The following is a 16,783-nucleotide window of genomic DNA, read 5'->3' as shown; positions in this document are numbered from 1 at the left end:
TATGGCCCTGACGATCAGAACCCCCCGAAGCGACGACTACAGCGAGTACGCCGACAAGGTCCGCAGCGAGGCCCGAACCCGCGCCGGCGAGCGCGGCCGGCTCGTCCGCCACGAGGTCGGCGAGCGCATGTTCGACCTGATGACCGAGTACTTCCCCGAGGAGTACGCCGCGCGCCGCCGCAGCGAACTCGCCCGGGCGTTCGGCGTCGGCCTCGCGACCGGCTTCCTCGGGCGCGAACTCGTCCGGTACGCGCGCCGCTGAGGCTCCGCTTCCGCTTCCGCCTCCCGCCTCCCGACGAACGACTCCCGGATTCACGACTTTTCGCGACGCGACGGGCTACCCCTCCGAGCCGACGCTCCCGCGCTCGTCGAGCATGGCTCTCGCCCGCCCGACCCAGTCGGTGCGGACGATCCCCCACGCGGTCACCGCGAGCATGAGCGCGTAGCAGGCGAACTGCCCGGCGTACGCCGCCTCGATCCCCCAGCCGGCCAGCTCGTACAGTCCCCAGGAGACGCCGACGTAGCCGCCGAACATTCCCACCACGCGCGAGGCCAGCGGGACGCGCGTCTCGCCGGCCGCGTCGAGCGACGCCGACGCGACGACGTTCGTGATGCCGAGCACGCCCGCCAGCCCCAGCACCGTGACGAAGGGCGTCGCGGCCGCGGCGACCGCCGGGTCGGCCGCGAGCAGGCGGGCGATCGGTCCGGCCGCGAGGGCGACCCCGCCCCCGAGCACGAGCGCGATCCCGCCGCCGAGGACGACCAGCGCGGTCGCGACCCGGGCGGCCGGGACCCCCGGCTCGTCGGCGGCCGTCGCCGCCGTCGAGGAGCCTTCGGCGTCGTCGCGGGCGTCGCCCCCGCCGCCCTCGACCGCCGCGGCGCGTTCGCCGAGGCGCTGGCCGACGACGATGCTCGCGCCGCGGCCGACGCCGCTGCCGACGGGGGCGAGCACCTGCGTGTACACCCGCCAGGCGAGCTGGTAGCCGGCGTTGGCGGCCGTCCCGAACTGGAGCACCAGCGTGTTGAACGGGAACACCGCGACGGCCGTGACGACGCCGGCCGTGCTCTGCGGGACGCCGACGCGGACGATCTGGCGGGCGATCGTCGGGTCGCGAGGGCGCACGAACGTCACGGGGCCGCGCAGGTGCGTGTAGCCGACGAGCACGAGCGAGCGGACGGTCATGGCGACGAGCGAGGCGGCGCCGATGCCGACGATCCCGAGGCGGGGCGCGCCGAGCAGGCCGAGGCCGAACACGAGCGAGGCCCCGGCGTTGAAGGCGGAGGCGGGCACCGAGACGTACGTCGGCGTGCGGGTGTCGCCGGTCGCCTCCAGCGTCGCGCTCGCCACGGCCGCGAACGCGCCAAGCGGCATCGGCACCGAGACGAGCGCGAGGTAGCGCGCCCCCCGCCGGGCGGCCGCGGCGTCGGCGCCGACGAGCCGGAGCACCTCCGCGCCGAGGGCGACTCCGACGAGCGCGAACGGGAGCGTCACGAGCGCCGCGAGCAGGGCCGCCTGCGTGAACGCCTCGTCGCGGTTGGCCTCGGCGCCCGCGCCGGTGTCCTGGCTCGTGAGGGTCGCCGAGGCGCCGACGACGCCGCCGCTCGCGCGGAACGGGAGCGAGGCGAAGAGGTCGGCGATGCCGAGCCCGACGACCGCCGCCGGCGACAGCGCGGCCGAGACGACCACGTCGGTCGTCCGCATGAGCTGGCCGACGCCGTTGCGGGCGGTCACGGGGACACCGAGGCCGACCGCCCGTCGCCACGTCGGGTACCAGCCGTCCGGGAGGGCGCCGTCGAGCGCGGCCGCGGCGCGGGAGCGGAGGGACACGACGGGCGGCGCGCGGGCGCCGGACTTGTAGCTGTCGGGACGTCGTCACGCCGTCGCACGGGTGGACCGCCGAGCGATCCCTCCGGACGCCGTCGGTCGGGCCCGGCCGACCGCGCGGGCTACCCGGCCTCGGTCTCCCCGCCCTCCGCGCTCCCGCGCTCGGCCATCATCTCGGCGGCGCGGTCGGCCCACCCGGTGTAACGGAAGCCCCAGACGACGACCGCGGTCATGCAGACGTACTGGAGGCCCACTGCGAGGTAGGCGCCGACGACGCCGTAGCCGAGGGCGACGCCGACGACGTACGTCGTCCCGAGCAGGACGCCGAAGGTGCCGAGGAGCCGCCCGACCAGCGGGACGCGCGTCTCGCTGGCGCCCTGGAGCGCACCCGAGAGGACGGTGAAGGCGACGAGGAACGCCGCGGTGGCGCCGTACACGCGGGCGAACGCGACCGCGTGGGGGACCGTCCCCGCGTCGTCGGTGAACACCGAGACGAACGCCGGCGCGGCGGCGACGAGCGCGAGGCCGACGACGCCGACGGTGGCGAGCCCGAGCGCCGTCACCGCGTAGCCGTTGTAGCGGGCGCCGTCGGCGTCGCCGTCGCCCAGCGACTGGCCCACGACGACGCTGGCGGCGACGTTGTAGCCGCGCGACAGCGGCCCGGTCACCTGCTGGTACATCCGGCGGCCGATCTGGAAGCCGGCGTTGACCTCCGTGCCGAACCCGAGCAGGAGCGCGTTGAACGGGAACTCCGCGATCGTCGCCGAGAACCCCTCCAGCACCCGCGGCGCCGACACCCGGAGGAGCTGTCTCGCGATGACCGTGTCCCGGGGCCGGACGAGGCTCGCGTCCGCCCACGAGGTCGCCATCGCGAGCAGCAGCAGCCCCGCCGTGAGCACGTTCGCGGCGGCCGTCGAGACCCCGACGCCGACGACGGCGAGGCGCGGCGCGCCAAGCAGACCCAGCCCGAGGACGAACGACCCCGCGATGTTGAGCGCGTTCGCGAGCACGTTCACGTACATCGGCGTGCGCGTGTCGCCGGTGCCCTGGAGCGAGCGCGCGGCGACGAGCGCGACGTGCCGGGCGGGCGCGGTGGCGAACACGATGGCGAGGTACGTCCCGCCGAGAGCGGCGGTGCGCGCGTCCGCGCCCAGCAGCGCGATGATCGGCTCCCCGAGGAACGCGCCGATCAGGACGAAGGGGACGCCCGCGAGGACCCCCATCAGCACGGCCTGCGTGACCGCCTCGTCGCGGTTCGCGTCGGCGGCGGCGCCGGTGTCTTGGCTGGAGAGCGCGATTGCGCCGCCGCCCAGGCCGAGGCCGATGCGGAGCGGGAAGCGGGCGTACAGGTCCGCGAGGCCGATGGCGACGACCGCCGCGGGGGAGAACTGCGCGGTGACGACGATGTCGGTCGTCCGCATCGCCGTGCGGAACGTCTGCTCGGCCATCACGGGCCACGAGAGCGAGAGCACGCGCCGCCAGACCCCGAGCAGGCGCTCCCGGTCCATACGCGGTCGTCGGGTGGCCCCGGTTTGGCCGTTCCGGAAGCGGAACGGCGGACGGCGCGGCATCGACGGCCGCGGACCGGGGACGCCGCGCCGTCGCCGGCGTCCCCCACGGCCGACCGCCCGAAGGGCCAAGCCCCCGGAGCGTCTGCCCCACGGCATGGACGTCTTCGTGTACGGCACGCTCACCGAACCCGCGCGGGTCCGGGAGGTGCTCGACTCGTTCGCGTTCGTCGGCGGGGCGACCCTGACCGGGCTTCGGGTCGTCGAGGGGACGTACCCGACGCTCGCGCCCCCCGTCGTCGACGGCGACGACGATGACGGCGACAGCGACGACGACGCGACCGCCGGCGGCGACGGGTCGGGCGCCCGAACCGCGACCGACCGCGCCGGCACCGCCGCCGGGGACGCCGCCGTGGGCGGCCGGCTCCTCCGGACCGAGGAGGTGGCGGCGCTCGACAAGTACGAGGGCGTCGACGGCGGCCTCTACACCCGCGTCTCGCTCCCCCTGCGCTCCCCGGCCGGCGACGACGAGGGCGAGGTGGCGGTGTACGTCGGCGACCCCGACAGGCTCGACGCCGACGCCGCCTGGCCGGGGCCGGGACCGTTCCCCGAGCGGGTCCGACGGTGGATCCGCGAGCGCGACGTCGCCGTCCGCCGGCGGCCGGAACGTTGAAGCGCGCGACGTGGAGCCGACGAGCGTCTGACGGGCGATCTTACCCGGCGCTGTCTTGCGGTTTCACTTCCGCTCCGGGTGACTCAGTTTTTTATACTCGGGGGGCCTGGATACCGATGCACGTCACACGCGTGCATTCCCCCCTCTTTCCCCACCGTCGGCCCGTCGAGCCGCCGCCCCGGCCGGGACCCCGGGCGGCGGCCGACAGCCCGACTGCGTGACCACAACCCATACACCGCCCTCCGGCGAACGGCGGGTATGCTCAGCTACGACGACGTGGTCGCCGCCCGCGAACGCGTCGAGGCGGTCGCGGTGCGGACGCCGCTGACGTACTCGCACAGTTTCTCGGAGATGGTCGGGGCGGACGTCCACCTGAAACTGGAGAACACCCAGCGCACGGGCGCGTTCAAGATCCGCGGCGCGATCAACCGCATCGCCTCGCTCACCGACGGGGAGCGCGAGCGGGGCGTCGTCACCGCCAGCGCCGGCAACCACGCGCAGGGCGTCGCGCTGGCGGCCACCCGCGCGGGCGTCGACTCGACCATCGTGATGCCGAAGTACGCCCCCGTTTCGAAGGTGGAGGCGACGCGGCGCTACGGCGGGAACGTCGTGTTGCGCGGCATCGACTACGACGAGGCCCAGGAGCACGCCCACGAGATCGAGCGCGAGGAGGACCGCGTGTACGTCCACGCCTTCGAGGACGAACTGGTGATGGCCGGCCAGGGGACGATCGGCCTGGAGATCGCAGAGCAGTGCCCCGAGGTGGACACGGTCGTCGTCCCGATCGGCGGCGGCGGGCTGATATCCGGCGTCGCGACGGCGCTGAAGGGCGCGCTGGAGGACGTGCGCGTCGTCGGGGTGCAGGCCGCCGGGGCCGACTCCGCGGCCCGCTCGGTCGAGGCGGGCGACCGTGTGGAGCTCGACGCCGTCGACACGATCGCCGACGGGATCGCGGTGCGGGAGGTCGGCGAGCACACCTTCCCGTACATCCGCGAGCGCGTCGACGAGGTGGTGACCGTCTCCGACGAGGAGATCGCCGAGTCCCTCACCCTCCTGCTGGAGCGCTCGAAGACCGTCGTCGAGGGCGCGGGCGCGGTGGCGCTGGCGGCCGTGCTGGAGGAGCGGTTCGACTACGACGAGGACGAGACGATCGTGCCCGCGCTGTGCGGGGGGAACATCGACATGAACACGCTGACGACGGTTATCATGCGCGGGCTCGTCCGCATGGGCCGGTACCTGAAGGTGTCGCTGGAGCTGAAGGACCGCCCCGGCGAGCTGGAGCGCGTCGCGGGCATCATCGCCGACGCGAACGCGAACGTGTACGCGGTGAGCCACGACCGGACCTCCCGCGACATCGCCGTCGACGCCGCGGACCTGGAGGTCGAGATGGAGACCCACGGCCACGAGCACGCCGCGGAGGTCGTGACCGCGCTGGAGGAGGCGGGCTACGAGGTGGAGATCGAGGCGTGAGGGGGACGGAGAGGGGCTGGCCTGAGGCCTGTCGACGTAAATTTAAGCCGTAACAGACACAAGCGGAACTGTGAACAGAATCGGCCCACCGATCGTGGCCGCGCTCGGCGCGGTGGTGGTCCTCGTCAGTCTCGGCGTCGGTATGCCGTCGTGGGTCGGCGTCGGGGTTGCGTACCTGCTCACTGCGGGCGTCGTCCGGCGGCTCCGCGTGGCCGGGCGGACGGCGAACGCGCGTCACGGGGCGGGGATCGCCGTCGGTACGGTCGCGATCGCGGCCGCGGTCGTCGGTATCGAGCTCCCGTCCGACCGGTCGGTCCTCTCGACGGGATTCTGGGACATCGTGTTGAACGACCTCGTGCTCGCGGTGACCGTCGCGGCCGTCGTGGCGGCGAGCCTGACGGACGACCGACGGCGCCGTCTCCTCGCTGGCCTCGTCGTCGTTGCGCTCCTCGCCGTCGTGATCGGGGAGACGATCCTCACGAGTATGCCGTACGACGGGGAGCTCACACTCCTCGATCACCTGCTCGCACAGGTCGCGTACCGCGTTCAGGGTCTCCTCGGCGGGCTGCTGTTGGGACTCCCGCCGGCACTCTTGCTCCGAGGTGTTCCGGCCCGCATCGACCGACTGTTCGCGGCCGAACCCGGCGGCTGACCGACGCTCACACGGACGCGGTCCCGTCCAGCCGACGGCGGGCGCCTGCGACCCCGCTGCCGAGGAGGTAGCCGACGACCCCCACGGGGACGCCGAACAGGAGCGACAGTCCGACGGCGTCGACGAGCGACGGACGGATCGGACCGCCCAGGTGGAACACCGCGAGGGATGCGTAGTAGCCCGCCGCTGGCGCGGTCGCGAGCGGGACCGACGCGAGCAGGCCGCCGTCACGCGCGGCGTTCGCCGCAGCCGCGACCAGCATCGCGGCGAGCACCGGGACGTAGAACCGCACCGGGAGCTCGATCCACGGGGCCAGTCCCGCCGCCGCGAAGGCGGCGAACGAGCACGTCCACAGGAGCGCCGCTGCGGCGACCCCCCGCCTCGTCGCGACCCGGTCGCACCCGAGCAGGCCGCGGCGGACGCAGGTTTTCACCATGTCGAGGACCCCACGGCGACGAAAAATATGCCTTGTGCCGCGACGACTCCGACCCGATTTATGTGTGGGCCGACCGCACGTCCGGGTATGAAGCGCGTGGTCTCTACCGACGAGGCGCCGGCCGCGGTCGGCGCGTACAGCCAGGCGACGACGAACGGCGACCTCCTGTTCACGGCGGGGCAGATCGCCCTCACCCCCGACGGGGAGCTCCGGGACGACGCCCCGATCGCCGAGCAGACCGAGCTCGCGCTCGACAACCTCCTCGCCATCGTCGAGGAGGCGGGCGCGGACGCCTCGGACGTGCTGAAGACGACGGTGTTCCTCGCTGACATCGACGACTTCGAGGAGATGAACGAGACGTACGCCGGCTACTTCGAGGAGGAGCCGCCGGCCCGCTCGGCGGTGCAGGCGGGCGCGCTCCCGAAGGGCGTCGGCGTCGAGATCGAGGCGGTCGTCGACGTGTCGTAGGTGTCCCGGGAGCGGTCGGCCCTGCTGTGGGGACTGGTCGGCCTGTTCGTGGTCCTCGTGGGCGCGCAGGGGCTCGTGTTGCTCGGGGTCTCCCTGCCCCTCGGGGCCGCGGGAGTGCTGGCGCTCGCGGCGGTCGTGGGCGCCCTCGTCGCCGCGGCGTCGTACGTTCTGGAGCATCGACTGACGCGGAAGGGACAGGCTTAAAACTCGCAGCGGGGTACGATCGGTGCGAGCCAGGATGGCCGAGTGGTAAGGCGCACGCCTGGAAAGCGTGTTCCCCTTGGGATCCAGGGTTCAAATCCCTGTCCTGGCGTACTTTTCGGGGCGACACTGCGAACGAACGAAGTGAGTGAGCCGTCCCCCCATGAATACCCGTTCGACGGGATTTGAACACGGAAGTCGCAGCGCCGAGCGACGGACGGTCGAGCGAAGCGAGACCGACGAGCGAGGCGACCGTCTTCAGGAGTTCAAATCCCTGTCCTGACGTCGGTTTCGCGCGAGCATCACACGCGAGCACCGCGTAGTGTTGCAGGAGAGCGGGCGAGTGCGAACGACTCGTCCCGGCCTCCTCTCGTCCTGGCGTTCTCTGACGTCGTGGATCGTTCGCGGTCGGAGTCGGTGCCGACGGTGGGAGCGGCGCGGTGACGACCGCGAAAGCCCCTGCCGCGCTCGTGGGCTGCGACTCGCTGCGCTCCTCGTCGGTCGGTTCCGCCTCCCTCCCTCGGTGCTTTCGTCGTCTCGCCTCACGAGCGCGGCAGCCCCTTTCATTCCCGCCCGCCGGTAACCGCAGCCACACCCTCCCCAGCCGACTCACTCCCTCGCTTCGCTCTGTCGTTCGTCCCTCGCGCGCTTCCGCGCCTGACGGAGCAGGCGCGGCGCGCGCCACCGCAGCCGCGCCACCCGGGCCTCAGTCGTCCGCCGACGGCGCCGACTCCGGCGCCTCCAGCAGCGACTCGGCGTACCCCTCCAGCATCTCCTCGACGTACTTCGCGACCACGTCCACCTCGACGTGGACCGGGTCGCCCACCGACTTCTCCGAGAGCGTCGTCAACTCGTAAGTCGTGGGGATGATCGCCACGTCGAACTCGTCGCCGCGCTTCTCGGCGACCGTGAGCGAGATACCGTCGAGCGCGACAGATCCCTTGTCGACGACGTAGCGCCCGTACCCCTCCGGGATCGAGAAGGTGAAGCGCCAATCCTCGCCTACCCGCTCGATGCCGGTCACCTCGGCGGTCGTGTCGACGTGCCCCTGGACGACGTGGCCGTCGAAGCGGCCGTCGGCCGCGAGCGCGCGCTCGACGTTGACCGCGTCGCCCTCGCGAACCTCGTCGAGGTACGTCTTCGCGACGGTCTCGGCGGCGAGGAACACCGAGAACCAGGGGCGGTCGTCGCCGCCGCCGCCGGCTCCACCCCCGTCGCGGTCGACGTCGCCACCGCTCCCGTCCCCTCCGAACTCCTCGACGGTGAGACAGACGCCGCTGACCGAGATGGACTGCCCGTGGTGGAGGTCGTCGAGGCCGTCGGCGGCGACGCGCAGGCGGAGGCCGTCGGGCGTTTCCTCGCGCCCGATCACCTCGCCTGCGGTCTCTACGATGCCGGTGAACATACTCGAATGAGGTCACCACAACTGGAAAGCGTTCCGATATCGTGACGCGTGGACTTATGACCGCCCCGCCCGCGTCGGTCGGTATGGACGCCATCGGCCGGCTTCGTTCGAGCTTCGTCACGGGACTGTTCCTCGTCCTCCCGCTCGCGGTGACGCTGTTAGTGCTCGACCTGGCCGTCGACCGGCTCAGCGGCACGCTCGCGCCGACCGTCCGCGGGACGGGCCTGGCGGCGCTCGTCGGCAACGAGGCGCTGGCGACGGTGCTCGCGGTCGTGCTCATCGCGTTCGGGGTCACGCTCCTGGGGTTCGTCGCCTCCCACGAGGCGGGGCGGCGGCTGTTCGGCGGGTTCGAGCGCGGGGTGCGCCTCCTGCCGGTCGTCCGCGCGGTCTACTTCGGCGTCAGGCAGGTGAGCGAGTCGCTGGCGTCGCCCGGCGACGGCTTCGACCGCGTCGTCGTCGCGGAGTTCCCCCGCGACGGCACGTGGTCGGTCGGCTTCGTCACCAACCCCGCGCCCCGGAGCGTCCGCCGGGTCGCCGGCGACGAACTGATGACCGTCTTCTTCCCGCACAGCCCGAATCCCACGGCCGGGAAGCTGGCGATGATGCACCCCGACGACTACGCCGAGATCGACATGAGCGTCTCGCGGGGGCTCCGCCTGCTCGTGACCACCGGACTGTCCGTGGACGACCCGGAGAAGCTCCCGGCGCCGGTCGCCGCCAGGGCGAGCCCGGACGAGGCGTGATCGCGGCGGGCCACGCCGCCCTCCCGCCGCCCTCCCGCCGACCGGGCCGCCGCGCCGATCGGGCCCTCCGCCGGCGGATACGACGCCGGCGAGCCGACACCGTTTCAACGACGCCGCGTCTACCACTCCCCGTGTCGCTCGGAATCCTCGATCAGGTCGGCCTCGCGGCGACCCTGATCTTCGCCCTCCCGGTCGCCGTCTACGGGCTCCAGCGGGTCCTCGACGGGAGCACCCTCGCCGGCGTCGGCTTCCTCGTCGTCGCGGCGCTGATGGTGCTGCTCCCGCGACGGCTCACCACCCCCGAGGACGTGCCCGCGAAGGCCGCCGAGACGGCCGTCGGATCGGTCGTGAAGGAGCCCGACGGGTCGGCCGACGACGGCGAGCAGTAGCTCTCGGGAGACCGTCGGGAGGTCGACGGGAGGCCGCCGACCGCGGCGCGGCTACTCCCGCGAGCGCGGGACCAGCGAGAACGGGTACTCCCCGAGGAAGTCGAAGCCGTCGTCGGTGACGACGACGAGGTCCTCCAGCCGGACGCCGCCCTCCTCGGGGTCGTACACGCCCGGCTCGACCGTGACGACGTTCCCGGCCGCGAGTTCCTCGTCCGCCGTCAGCGACGGCCCCTCGTGGAGCGAGACGCCCACGCCGTGGCCGACGCCGTGGGTGAACCCCGTCTCCGCCGAGTCGACGCGGAAGCCGTGGGCGGCGAGTTCGGCGGCGGCCTCCTCGTGGACGGTCGAGGCCGTGACCCCCGCCGCCACCTCCTCCAGGGCCGCCTCCCGGGCGGCCTCGACCGCGAGGTACGCCCGGCGCTCCCACCCGCCGTCCGGGTCGACCGCGAACGTCCGGGTCACGTCGCCGTAGTAGCCGTCGGGACCGCGCGGCGAGACGTCGATCAGGACGGTCTCCCCGGGCCGGATCACGTCGGTCCCGGTGTAGTGGAGGTCAGCGGCGGTGGCGCCGGCGCCGACCACGGTGTTGCCGGCGTCGCGGACGCCGTGGGCCGCGAGCGTCGCGTTCACCTGCCGGCGGAGCCGCTCGGTCGAGAGCACGCCGCCGTTCCAGCGCACCGCGGCGTCGCCGCCGTCCGCCCCGTCGGGGTCCGCGTCGACGGTCGCCTCCGCGAGCACCGTCTCCGCGCGCGCCATCCCCCGGAGCGCCGCGCGCTGGACGCGCCGGAGTCGGTCGAGTTCGGCCTCGGTCTTCGTCTCCCGGGCGCGGGCGACGGCGTCGGTCGAGGTCACCTCGTAGCCGGCGCGCTCCAGGTAGACGGCGGCGTCGTGGGGGATCGACCGCGGGACGAGCACGGTGCCCGCCTCGACGCCGCGGTCGGCCAGCGCCGCGGCCGCGCGGACCCCCGCGGGGTCGCCCTGCCCCTCGGTCCGCACCGCGTCGCCGGCGAACTCCCGGCGGGCCTGGTCGTCGAAGAGAGCGGGCGCACACAGCGTCGTGTGGAGCCCCCCGCCCTCGCCTCCGTCCGCGTCGGCCCCGGCGGTCGCGACGAACGCGTACGCCCTGTCGGGCCCCGCGAAGCGCGTGAGCCACCGGAGGTCGTCGTCGAAGCGGTCGCCGACGGCGACGAAGCCCGCGGCGTCCGCCGCGGCGAGGGCCGCCGCGAGCGGGGCGTAGTCGGTGCCGAGCGCGTCGGGGCCGCCGACTGCGGGGCCGGAGCCGTCGGCGACGCCGCCCCCGCCGCGGTCGCGGCCTCCGTCGTCACGCTCGTCGGCGCCGTCGGCTCCCTCCCTCGCCATCTACGCCTCGACTTCGGGGTCTGGCGCCTCGACCTCCTCGACGATCTCGTCGACGATCTCCTGGGGGTCGCCCTCGCGGATCTCGTTGTGGAGGACGACGGAGATGGGGAGCGTCGGGGCGCCGTTGACGAGGTTCTGCGTCAGGACGAGCCGTTCGCGGGCGCGCGACATCCCGACGTAGAAGACGCGGCGCTCGTTGTCGGTGAGGACCGGGACGGGGTCGGTCGTCTTGGTGAACTCCTCGCCGTCGGCGCCGGTCACGTCGAGGCCCTGCTGGTCGGCCTGGGCGGCCATCTGCTCGACGACCTTCTCGGTGAGGTCGGTGTTGACGAACACGTGGTCGGCCTCGCGACCCTTCGCCGAGTGGATCGTGCCGAGGCGGACCCTGCTGGGGTCCTCGCCCTCGTAGTCGCCCGCGAAGTACGCCTTCACCGACTTCCGCTGGAAGCTCGTGATCTTGCGGGCCATGTCCGCGGCCGACGGGCCGTCGGGCATGAACGGGACGAACTCCTTGACGTCCTCGGGCGACAGCGGGATCTCCGCGAGGTCGTCCTCCTCCGCGGTCTCCTCCACGTCGTCGAGGAAGTCGTACAGCTCGTCGCGGTCGTTGCCGCCGAACGCCGAGTCCTGCAGGATGTCCGCGAGCCGGCGCGCCTGGAGCGCGGTCAGCACCTCGCCGCGCTCGACGGCCTCGACCGCCCGCACGTAGTCGGTGAGGCGGTCGGTCCACATCCGCTGGTCGGTGAGACACGAGAACGGGATGCCCTCGGTGATGAACTCGTCGATGAAGTCGAACATCTGGTAGCGCGCGCGGAACAGCACCATCACCGTCTCGTCGTCGGTCGTCCGGACGGTGTGGCGGACGTTGCGCACCAGGTCGAGCATCGACGGGGAGTCGACCGCCTCGACGGCGCCGCCCTCCTTGCGCGGCCGGAGGTCCTTCTCCTGCCGCTTGTCGATGTGACGGATCTCGGTGTTGACGACGTTGAGGATGTTCGAGGGGAGCCGGTAGGAGTTGGGCAGCACCTCGTCGTTGTCGACCTCGGTGTCCAGGAGCAGCGCCGGGTCGGCGCCCTGCCAGGCGTACACGACCTGGTCGTCGTCGCCGGCGATGAGGCACGACTCCATGTGCGGCTTCCACTCCTCGTACACGTCGTACTGGAGCGTCGTGATGTCCTGGAACTCGTCGATGACGAGGTGGTCGACGCTCGGGAGCAGCGAGCGCTGCTTCACGCGCTCGAGCATGTCCGCGAAGCCGACCAGCCCCTCCTCGCCCTTGTACGCGCGCCACGCCCGGATCGCCTCCGGCACGTCGAGGCGGTCGTCGTCGGAGGGCCACGTCGGGGTGTACTTGTTCCCCTCCTGGGCGTTCGGGTCGATCTCCGGCGGGAGCCGGACCTCCTCGACGTCCCACTGGAACGGCACGTCGTACCAGTCGGCCACGTCGCGCTTGGTGCGCTGGAGCCACTGGGAGGTGGCGATCACCTTGTTGCCCAGCGTCGTCGACCGGGCGGTTCGGCGGCCGCCGCCGGAGTACTCGTCCTCGTACTCGACGCCGTAGTCCTCGCAGAACGCCTCCTTGTCGTCCTCGCCGACCACGTCGCCCCGCGAGAGGTTCAACAGCTCGTACGCCTTCGCGTGCATCGTACAGACGTTCCCCTGCAGGTGCCGGGGGGTGGTGTCGAGGCGCTCGGCGAGGCGCTCGCGCACCTCGGCCGCCGCCGCCCTCGTGTACGAGACGACGAGGATGTCGCGGACCTCCGCCCCCTCGTCGATGAGGCGCTCCACGCGGTCGAGGAGCGCGGTCGTCTTCCCGCTGCCCGGGCCGCCGAACAGTCGGGTAACCGTCGGGTCGCTCATTACCATGTCCTCTCGGTCCCGACTCATAAACGACGTGGCTCGGGACGGCGAACGGACGTGTCCGGGACGCAGAAGGTCGATGGCGGGGCTCGCGCTGCCGTCCGGGGCGGGCGGCCGCGAACGCCCGTCGATCGGTCGTCGGTCTACTCGTCGGTCGCGTCGGTCGGGCGCCTCAGCGGACCGTCTCGGGTCGCCAGCCGCACACCGAGCACTCGACGGCGTCCGTCCCGTGGAGGCCGCCGCAGTCGGGACACTGTTTCTTGTTATACGACTCCTCCCAGGTGGCCGTCTCCACGTCGTGGCCGCGACTGGTCAGGAATTCGTCGAACAGGTCGCCATCGGGGCTCGGTGCCGACGCCATACATGCTATGGTATAGCACACCAGTACATATACCTTCTGGCGAGTCTCTCGGAGTTGAAATCGAGCGATCGCGTCGGGACGAACGGGGTCGACGGCGCGGACCGCCCTGATCGCAGTTCACGGCCGGGCCCCCGACCCCCGGCGGGACCGTCGCGTCGCCGGGTTCGGACCGCGTCGGCGTCGCGACCGGCTTCACAGGTCGTACAGCTCGCCGAACTTCTCCTCGACGTACTCGAGGAAGTACTCGGCGGTGAGCGGCTCGCCGGTCGCCTCCTCGACGAGCTCGTCGGTCGGGTAGCGCCGCCCGTGGCGGTGGACGTGTTCGGTCATCCACTCCCACAGCGGCCGGAGGTTCCCGTTCCGGATCTTCGCGTCCACGTCGTCCAGGTCCTCGCGCATCGCGTGGTCGAGCTGGGCCGCCAGCACCGAGCCGATCGTGTACCCCTGAAACGCCGCGAACCGACTGCTCCAGTGGATGTCCTGCAGGCACCCCTCCGCGTCGGTGTCGGGCGTCACGCCGAGGTACTCGTCCATCCTCTCGTTCCAGACCCGGGGGATCTCCTCGACCCCGATGTCCCCCTCGACGAACGCGCGGTCGATCTCACACCGGAGGACGATGTGGAGGTGGTAGGTGAGCTCGTCCGCCTCGACCCGGATCAGGTTGTCCGGGTAGATCTGGTTGACGGCCTCGTACGCCTCCCGCGCCGTCGCGTCGGTGCCGAGGTGGTCGTTCGCCTCCCCGACGAACCCCTCCCAGAACGGCTCGGTGCGCGCGACGTGGTTCTCCCAGAAGCGCGATTGGCTCTCGTGGACGCCCGAGGACAGCGACGCCCCCAGCGGCTCGCCGAAGCGGCCGTCGGGCAGGCCGAGCTCGTAGCTGGCGTGTCCGAACTCGTGGACGGTCGCGGTAAACGCGTCCATCGGGTCCTCCGGCTTGAAGCGCGTCGTGATCCGCGCGTCGAACTGGTTGCCCGAGGTGAAGGGATGGGCGGACACGTCCAGCCGGCCGCGGTCCGCGGGGTAGTTCAGCAGGTCGAGGACGGCCTCCGAGAGCCCGCGCTGGGTGTCGTCGTCGTACGGCCCCGCCTCGACGAACGGCGAGGCGAGGTCCGCGTCCGAGGCCGCGATCTCCTCGATCAGCGGGACGAGCCCGTCCTTCAGCTCCTCGAATATCTCCTCCAGCCGCGCCAGCGGGAGGTACGGTTCGCCGTCCTCGTACATGACCTCGTAGGCGGGACGGCCGGGATCGATCGCCTCCGCGCGGTCGACGTGGAGGTCGCGAAGCGTCGACAGCGCGGGCGCGAAGCGGCCGAAGTCGTCCTCGGCCTTCGCCTCCTTCCACACCTGCTGGCTGTGCGAACGGTGCTCGGTCAGCTCCTCGACGAGCGACTCGGGGACCGACCGGTTGCGCTCGTGTCGGCGGCGGATCTCGCGGACGTTCGCCGCGCGCTCGGCGTCGAGGTCGGCGTCCTCGGCGGCGTCGAGCGCGTCGGCCATCGCCTCGCCCGTCAGCTTCTCGTGGGTCGTCGCCGACAGCGCCGAGAGCTGCTTCCCGCGGGCGGCCGTGCCGCCCTCGGGCATCGTCACCTGCTGGTCCCAGTAGAGCACGCCGCTGCCGCTCTCGAGGTGCGAGACGCGGGCGTACCGCTCCATGAGGTCGAGATACGCGGCGGGGGCGTCGTCGGTCGCGGTCGAGTCGAGGTCCGTCGCGGGTGCGGCCATGCCCGTGGCTGTGTGTCCCGCGGTATCAAGCTCCGGGTGGCCCGCGCGGCTGGCCGGGTCTCGGCGGGGGACCCTTCGACCGTGGCCGGACCGGTTCCTTTCTCCCGCTCACTTCGGTCAACGCAAACACACGCGAGGGGTCGGCGGACCGGGTTTTCGGCCGTTCGAGGCCACTCGTCACAGCGACCCGACCGATGCGAACACCGAGAGGTCGCCGTCGACGACGACCGTGACCCTCGTGTCGACCTCCGGTCTCCCGGCCCCGCTTAGGACCACGGAGTCGGCGAACACGTACCTCCCGTCCGGGATCGAGCGGCCGTCGGTCGACGGACAGAGCAGTTCGTACGTCCGACGGACGCGTTCTCCGGGGGCGAGAGTGAGGTATTCGAGGGTCTCGGGGAACGCCGTCGGGCTGGGCGGCCCAGGTGTCCGGCTCCCTGCCGGAACGAGGTAGACCGTCTCGCCGTCCGTGGTCGCCTCGAACCCGGTGAACGGGGGCGCGGAGCCGAACCCCAGCGTCACCTGCGAGTCGCCCTCGTTGCGCATCCCGATGCGGATCCGTGGCGGCTCTGTCGCGTCGAGGCCTCGCGAGACGTCGGCCGTGAACGCCAACTCGGACGGGTCGGCGATCGGGTACGTGCGGGGCGTCGGCGTCGAGGACGTGACGTCTGTCGGCGTCGTCTCCGTCGTCTCCGTTCCTGTTGGCGTCCGGGCGTCGGACGCGGGGCGGTCGGAACAGCCGGCTGCGGCGAGGGTACTTCCGACTGCCGCGAGGAGGGCACGTCTGTTCACACTGACGCGTTTCGGCCGCCAAACAATAACTGTCTTGTTCCGAACCCGACCGCGACGTCAGGACTCCCGCAGTTCCTTCACGCGCTGGATGTTCCAGGCGAAGGACTTGCCGTCCTCGGTGGGCGTCTCCAGCACGAGCGGCACGTCGCGCAGGTCGGGGTGGTTGACGAACGCGCGCATCCCCTCCTCGCCGATCAGGCCCTCGCCGATGTGGGCGTGCTCGTCCTTGTTCGTCCCGCACTCGTGTTTCGAGTCGTTGAGGTGGACGCACTCCAGGTGCTCCAGCCCGACGACCTCGTCCAGTTCGGCGACCGTCTCCTCGACGCCCTCGGCCGTCGAGAGGTCGTAGCCCGCGGCGAACGCGTGGGCGGTGTCGAGGCAGACGTCGAGGTCCTGCTCGGAGCGGTCGAGCACCGCCGCGAGGTGCTCGAAGTCGCCGCCGAGCTTCGTGCCCGAGCCGGCGTCGGACTCGACGAGGACGGTGACGCCGTCCGGGATGTCGAGTTCGTCGAGCGCGCTGGCGGCGTTGTCGAGGCCCCGTTCGACGCCCGCGCCGGTGTGGGCGCCGAGGTGGACGTTCACGTACGGGATGCCCAGCTTGTCGGCGGCGTCGACCTCCTCCTGCATGGACTCGACCGACTTCTCGCGGAGGTCGTCCTTCGGCGTGCAGAGGTTCACGAGGTACGACGAGTGGATCACCCACGGGCCGACGCCGTGCTCCTCGCTGGCCTCGCGGAACCGCTCTGCCTCCTCGTCGCCGATGTCCGGGCTCTGCCACACCTGCGGCGAGTGGGTGAAGATCTGGCCGCAGTTGCCGCCGTCGTCGACCAGCGCGTCGACCGCGTTGTACGTGCCGCCGGCGATGGACTCGTGTGCCCCGACGCGCAGCGTCGGGTCGCTGTCTGCGCTCATACCCTCC

Annotated in this window: 18 protein-coding genes and 1 tRNA gene; 9 read left to right on the top strand and 10 right to left on the bottom strand. The window is 72.3% G+C overall.

All coding sequences use genetic code 11. From position 1 onward, the window contains the following. The first annotated feature begins 1 nt into the window (after nt 1). A complete protein-coding gene (locus ACQUQ1_RS12135; RefSeq protein ID WP_435064562.1) occupies nt 2-262 on the top strand; it encodes a hypothetical protein in 261 nt (86 codons plus the stop codon). Between the two features lie 75 nt (nt 263-337). On the opposite strand, the gene ACQUQ1_RS12130 is transcribed toward ACQUQ1_RS12135, so the two are convergent. Together ACQUQ1_RS12130 and ACQUQ1_RS12125 are read right to left on the bottom strand one after the other, a co-directional pair. Next, the gene (locus ACQUQ1_RS12130; protein ID WP_435064561.1) at nt 338-1,828 is read right to left on the bottom strand and encodes an MATE family efflux transporter; all 1,491 of its coding nucleotides are present in this window, start codon (nt 1,826-1,828) and stop codon (nt 338-340) included. Between the two features lie 119 nt (nt 1,829-1,947). Next, entirely contained in the window at nt 1,948-3,333 is a 1,386-nt protein-coding gene (locus ACQUQ1_RS12125) for an MATE family efflux transporter (protein ID WP_435064560.1), read from the bottom strand. A 157-nt stretch (nt 3,334-3,490) separates the two neighbouring features. On the opposite strand from ACQUQ1_RS12125, the gene ACQUQ1_RS12120 reads away from it, so the two are divergent. The 3 genes from ACQUQ1_RS12120 to ACQUQ1_RS12110 all read left to right on the top strand — a co-directional run bounded on the left by ACQUQ1_RS12120 (nt 3,491) and on the right by ACQUQ1_RS12110 (nt 6,128). After that, nucleotides 3,491-4,006 (top strand): gamma-glutamylcyclotransferase family protein, encoded by a 516-nt coding sequence (locus ACQUQ1_RS12120; protein ID WP_435064559.1) that lies wholly within the window; start codon nt 3,491-3,493, stop codon nt 4,004-4,006. A 258-nt stretch (nt 4,007-4,264) separates the two neighbouring features. Next, entirely contained in the window at nt 4,265-5,476 is a 1,212-nt protein-coding gene (gene ilvA / locus ACQUQ1_RS12115) for a threonine ammonia-lyase (RefSeq protein ID WP_435064558.1), read from the top strand. A gap of 70 nt (nt 5,477-5,546) precedes the next feature. Further along, entirely contained in the window at nt 5,547-6,128 is a 582-nt protein-coding gene (locus ACQUQ1_RS12110) for a hypothetical protein (protein ID WP_435064557.1), read from the top strand. 7 nt (nt 6,129-6,135) lie between these two features. Here the strand turns inward: ACQUQ1_RS12110 and ACQUQ1_RS12105 are convergent, their stop codons facing one another. Beyond that, a complete protein-coding gene (locus ACQUQ1_RS12105) occupies nt 6,136-6,564 on the bottom strand; it encodes a hypothetical protein (protein ID WP_435064556.1) in 429 nt (142 codons plus the stop codon). 87 nt (nt 6,565-6,651) lie between these two features. Here ACQUQ1_RS12105 and ACQUQ1_RS12100 point away from each other — a divergent pair, with 87 nt between their 5' ends. The 3 genes from ACQUQ1_RS12100 to ACQUQ1_RS12090 all read left to right on the top strand — a co-directional run bounded on the left by ACQUQ1_RS12100 (nt 6,652) and on the right by ACQUQ1_RS12090 (nt 7,345). Beyond that, on the top strand, nt 6,652-7,032 hold the full coding sequence (locus ACQUQ1_RS12100) for a Rid family detoxifying hydrolase (protein ID WP_435064555.1): 381 nt from the start codon (nt 6,652-6,654) through the stop codon (nt 7,030-7,032). Next, the gene (locus ACQUQ1_RS12095) at nt 7,033-7,236 is read left to right on the top strand and encodes a hypothetical protein (RefSeq protein ID WP_435064554.1); all 204 of its coding nucleotides are present in this window, start codon (nt 7,033-7,035) and stop codon (nt 7,234-7,236) included. A 28-nt stretch (nt 7,237-7,264) separates the two neighbouring features. After that, nucleotides 7,265-7,345, top strand: a tRNA-Ser gene (locus ACQUQ1_RS12090). Nucleotides 7,346-7,939: 594 nt separating this feature from the next. Here the strand turns inward: ACQUQ1_RS12090 and ACQUQ1_RS12085 are convergent. Next, a complete protein-coding gene (locus ACQUQ1_RS12085) occupies nt 7,940-8,638 on the bottom strand; it encodes a riboflavin synthase (RefSeq protein WP_435064553.1) in 699 nt (232 codons plus the stop codon). An 83-nt stretch (nt 8,639-8,721) separates the two neighbouring features. Here ACQUQ1_RS12085 and ACQUQ1_RS12080 point away from each other — a divergent pair, with 83 nt between their 5' ends. Both ACQUQ1_RS12080 and ACQUQ1_RS12075 read left to right on the top strand, forming a co-directional pair. Continuing rightward, nucleotides 8,722-9,381 carry a DUF502 domain-containing protein gene (locus tag ACQUQ1_RS12080; protein WP_435064552.1) on the top strand — a complete coding sequence of 220 codons (660 nt, stop codon included), beginning with the start codon at nt 8,722-8,724 and terminating at the stop codon, nt 9,379-9,381. A 131-nt stretch (nt 9,382-9,512) separates the two neighbouring features. Next, complete coding sequence (locus ACQUQ1_RS12075; RefSeq protein ID WP_435064551.1) at nt 9,513-9,770, top strand: DUF7533 family protein; 258 nt, start codon at nt 9,513-9,515, stop codon at nt 9,768-9,770. A gap of 51 nt (nt 9,771-9,821) precedes the next feature. Here the strand turns inward: ACQUQ1_RS12075 and ACQUQ1_RS12070 are convergent, their stop codons facing one another. The 6 genes from ACQUQ1_RS12070 to ACQUQ1_RS12045 all read right to left on the bottom strand — a co-directional run bounded on the left by ACQUQ1_RS12070 (nt 9,822) and on the right by ACQUQ1_RS12045 (nt 16,776). Continuing rightward, nucleotides 9,822-11,129 (bottom strand): M24 family metallopeptidase, encoded by a 1,308-nt coding sequence (locus ACQUQ1_RS12070; RefSeq protein WP_435064550.1) that lies wholly within the window; start codon nt 11,127-11,129, stop codon nt 9,822-9,824. Then, entirely contained in the window at nt 11,130-12,995 is a 1,866-nt protein-coding gene (locus ACQUQ1_RS12065) for a UvrD-helicase domain-containing protein (RefSeq protein WP_435064683.1), read from the bottom strand. Nucleotides 12,996-13,161: 166 nt separating this feature from the next. Then, nucleotides 13,162-13,350: an HVO_0416 family zinc finger protein gene (locus tag ACQUQ1_RS12060; RefSeq protein ID WP_435064549.1), complete on the bottom strand. Its 189-nt coding sequence runs from the start codon at nt 13,348-13,350 to the stop codon at nt 13,162-13,164. Nucleotides 13,351-13,542: 192 nt separating this feature from the next. Further along, entirely contained in the window at nt 13,543-15,072 is a 1,530-nt protein-coding gene (locus tag ACQUQ1_RS12055; protein ID WP_435064548.1) for a carboxypeptidase M32, read from the bottom strand. A gap of 177 nt (nt 15,073-15,249) precedes the next feature. After that, nucleotides 15,250-15,864: a hypothetical protein gene (locus tag ACQUQ1_RS12050; RefSeq protein WP_435064547.1), complete on the bottom strand. Its 615-nt coding sequence runs from the start codon at nt 15,862-15,864 to the stop codon at nt 15,250-15,252. A 57-nt stretch (nt 15,865-15,921) separates the two neighbouring features. Beyond that, nucleotides 15,922-16,776 carry a deoxyribonuclease IV gene (locus ACQUQ1_RS12045; protein WP_435064546.1) on the bottom strand — a complete coding sequence of 285 codons (855 nt, stop codon included), beginning with the start codon at nt 16,774-16,776 and terminating at the stop codon, nt 15,922-15,924. Nucleotides 16,777-16,783: the final 7 nt, after the last annotated feature.

The sequence above is a fragment of the Halobaculum sp. EA56 genome, assembly GCF_051195075.1.
Lineage (GTDB): Archaea > Halobacteriota > Halobacteria > Halobacteriales > Haloferacaceae > Halobaculum.
The sequence above is the reverse complement of the archived record's forward strand: the minus strand, read 5'-3'. Positions and strand labels throughout refer to the sequence as shown.

Excerpts from the sequence above, each read along its gene's own strand:
- ACQUQ1_RS12135 (WP_435064562.1), top strand. The coding sequence starts at position 2 with ATGGCCCTGACGATCAGAACCCCCCGAAGCGACGACTACAGCGAGTAC.
- ACQUQ1_RS12125 (WP_435064560.1), bottom strand. The coding sequence starts at position 3,333 with ATGGACCGGGAGCGCCTGCTCGGGGTCTGGCGGCGCGTGCTCTCGCTC.
- ACQUQ1_RS12120 (WP_435064559.1), top strand. The coding sequence starts at position 3,491 with ATGGACGTCTTCGTGTACGGCACGCTCACCGAACCCGCGCGGGTCCGG.
- ilvA (WP_435064558.1), top strand. The coding sequence starts at position 4,265 with ATGCTCAGCTACGACGACGTGGTCGCCGCCCGCGAACGCGTCGAGGCG.
- ACQUQ1_RS12105 (WP_435064556.1), bottom strand. The coding sequence starts at position 6,564 with ATGGTGAAAACCTGCGTCCGCCGCGGCCTGCTCGGGTGCGACCGGGTC.
- ACQUQ1_RS12100 (WP_435064555.1), top strand. The coding sequence starts at position 6,652 with ATGAAGCGCGTGGTCTCTACCGACGAGGCGCCGGCCGCGGTCGGCGCG.
- ACQUQ1_RS12085 (WP_435064553.1), bottom strand. The coding sequence starts at position 8,638 with ATGTTCACCGGCATCGTAGAGACCGCAGGCGAGGTGATCGGGCGCGAG.
- ACQUQ1_RS12080 (WP_435064552.1), top strand. The coding sequence starts at position 8,722 with ATGGACGCCATCGGCCGGCTTCGTTCGAGCTTCGTCACGGGACTGTTC.
- ACQUQ1_RS12070 (WP_435064550.1), bottom strand. The coding sequence starts at position 11,129 with ATGGCGAGGGAGGGAGCCGACGGCGCCGACGAGCGTGACGACGGAGGC.
- ACQUQ1_RS12065 (WP_435064683.1), bottom strand. The coding sequence starts at position 12,995 with ATGGTAATGAGCGACCCGACGGTTACCCGACTGTTCGGCGGCCCGGGC.
- ACQUQ1_RS12060 (WP_435064549.1), bottom strand. The coding sequence starts at position 13,350 with ATGGCGTCGGCACCGAGCCCCGATGGCGACCTGTTCGACGAATTCCTG.
- ACQUQ1_RS12055 (WP_435064548.1), bottom strand. The coding sequence starts at position 15,072 with ATGGCCGCACCCGCGACGGACCTCGACTCGACCGCGACCGACGACGCC.
- ACQUQ1_RS12045 (WP_435064546.1), bottom strand. The coding sequence starts at position 16,776 with ATGAGCGCAGACAGCGACCCGACGCTGCGCGTCGGGGCACACGAGTCC.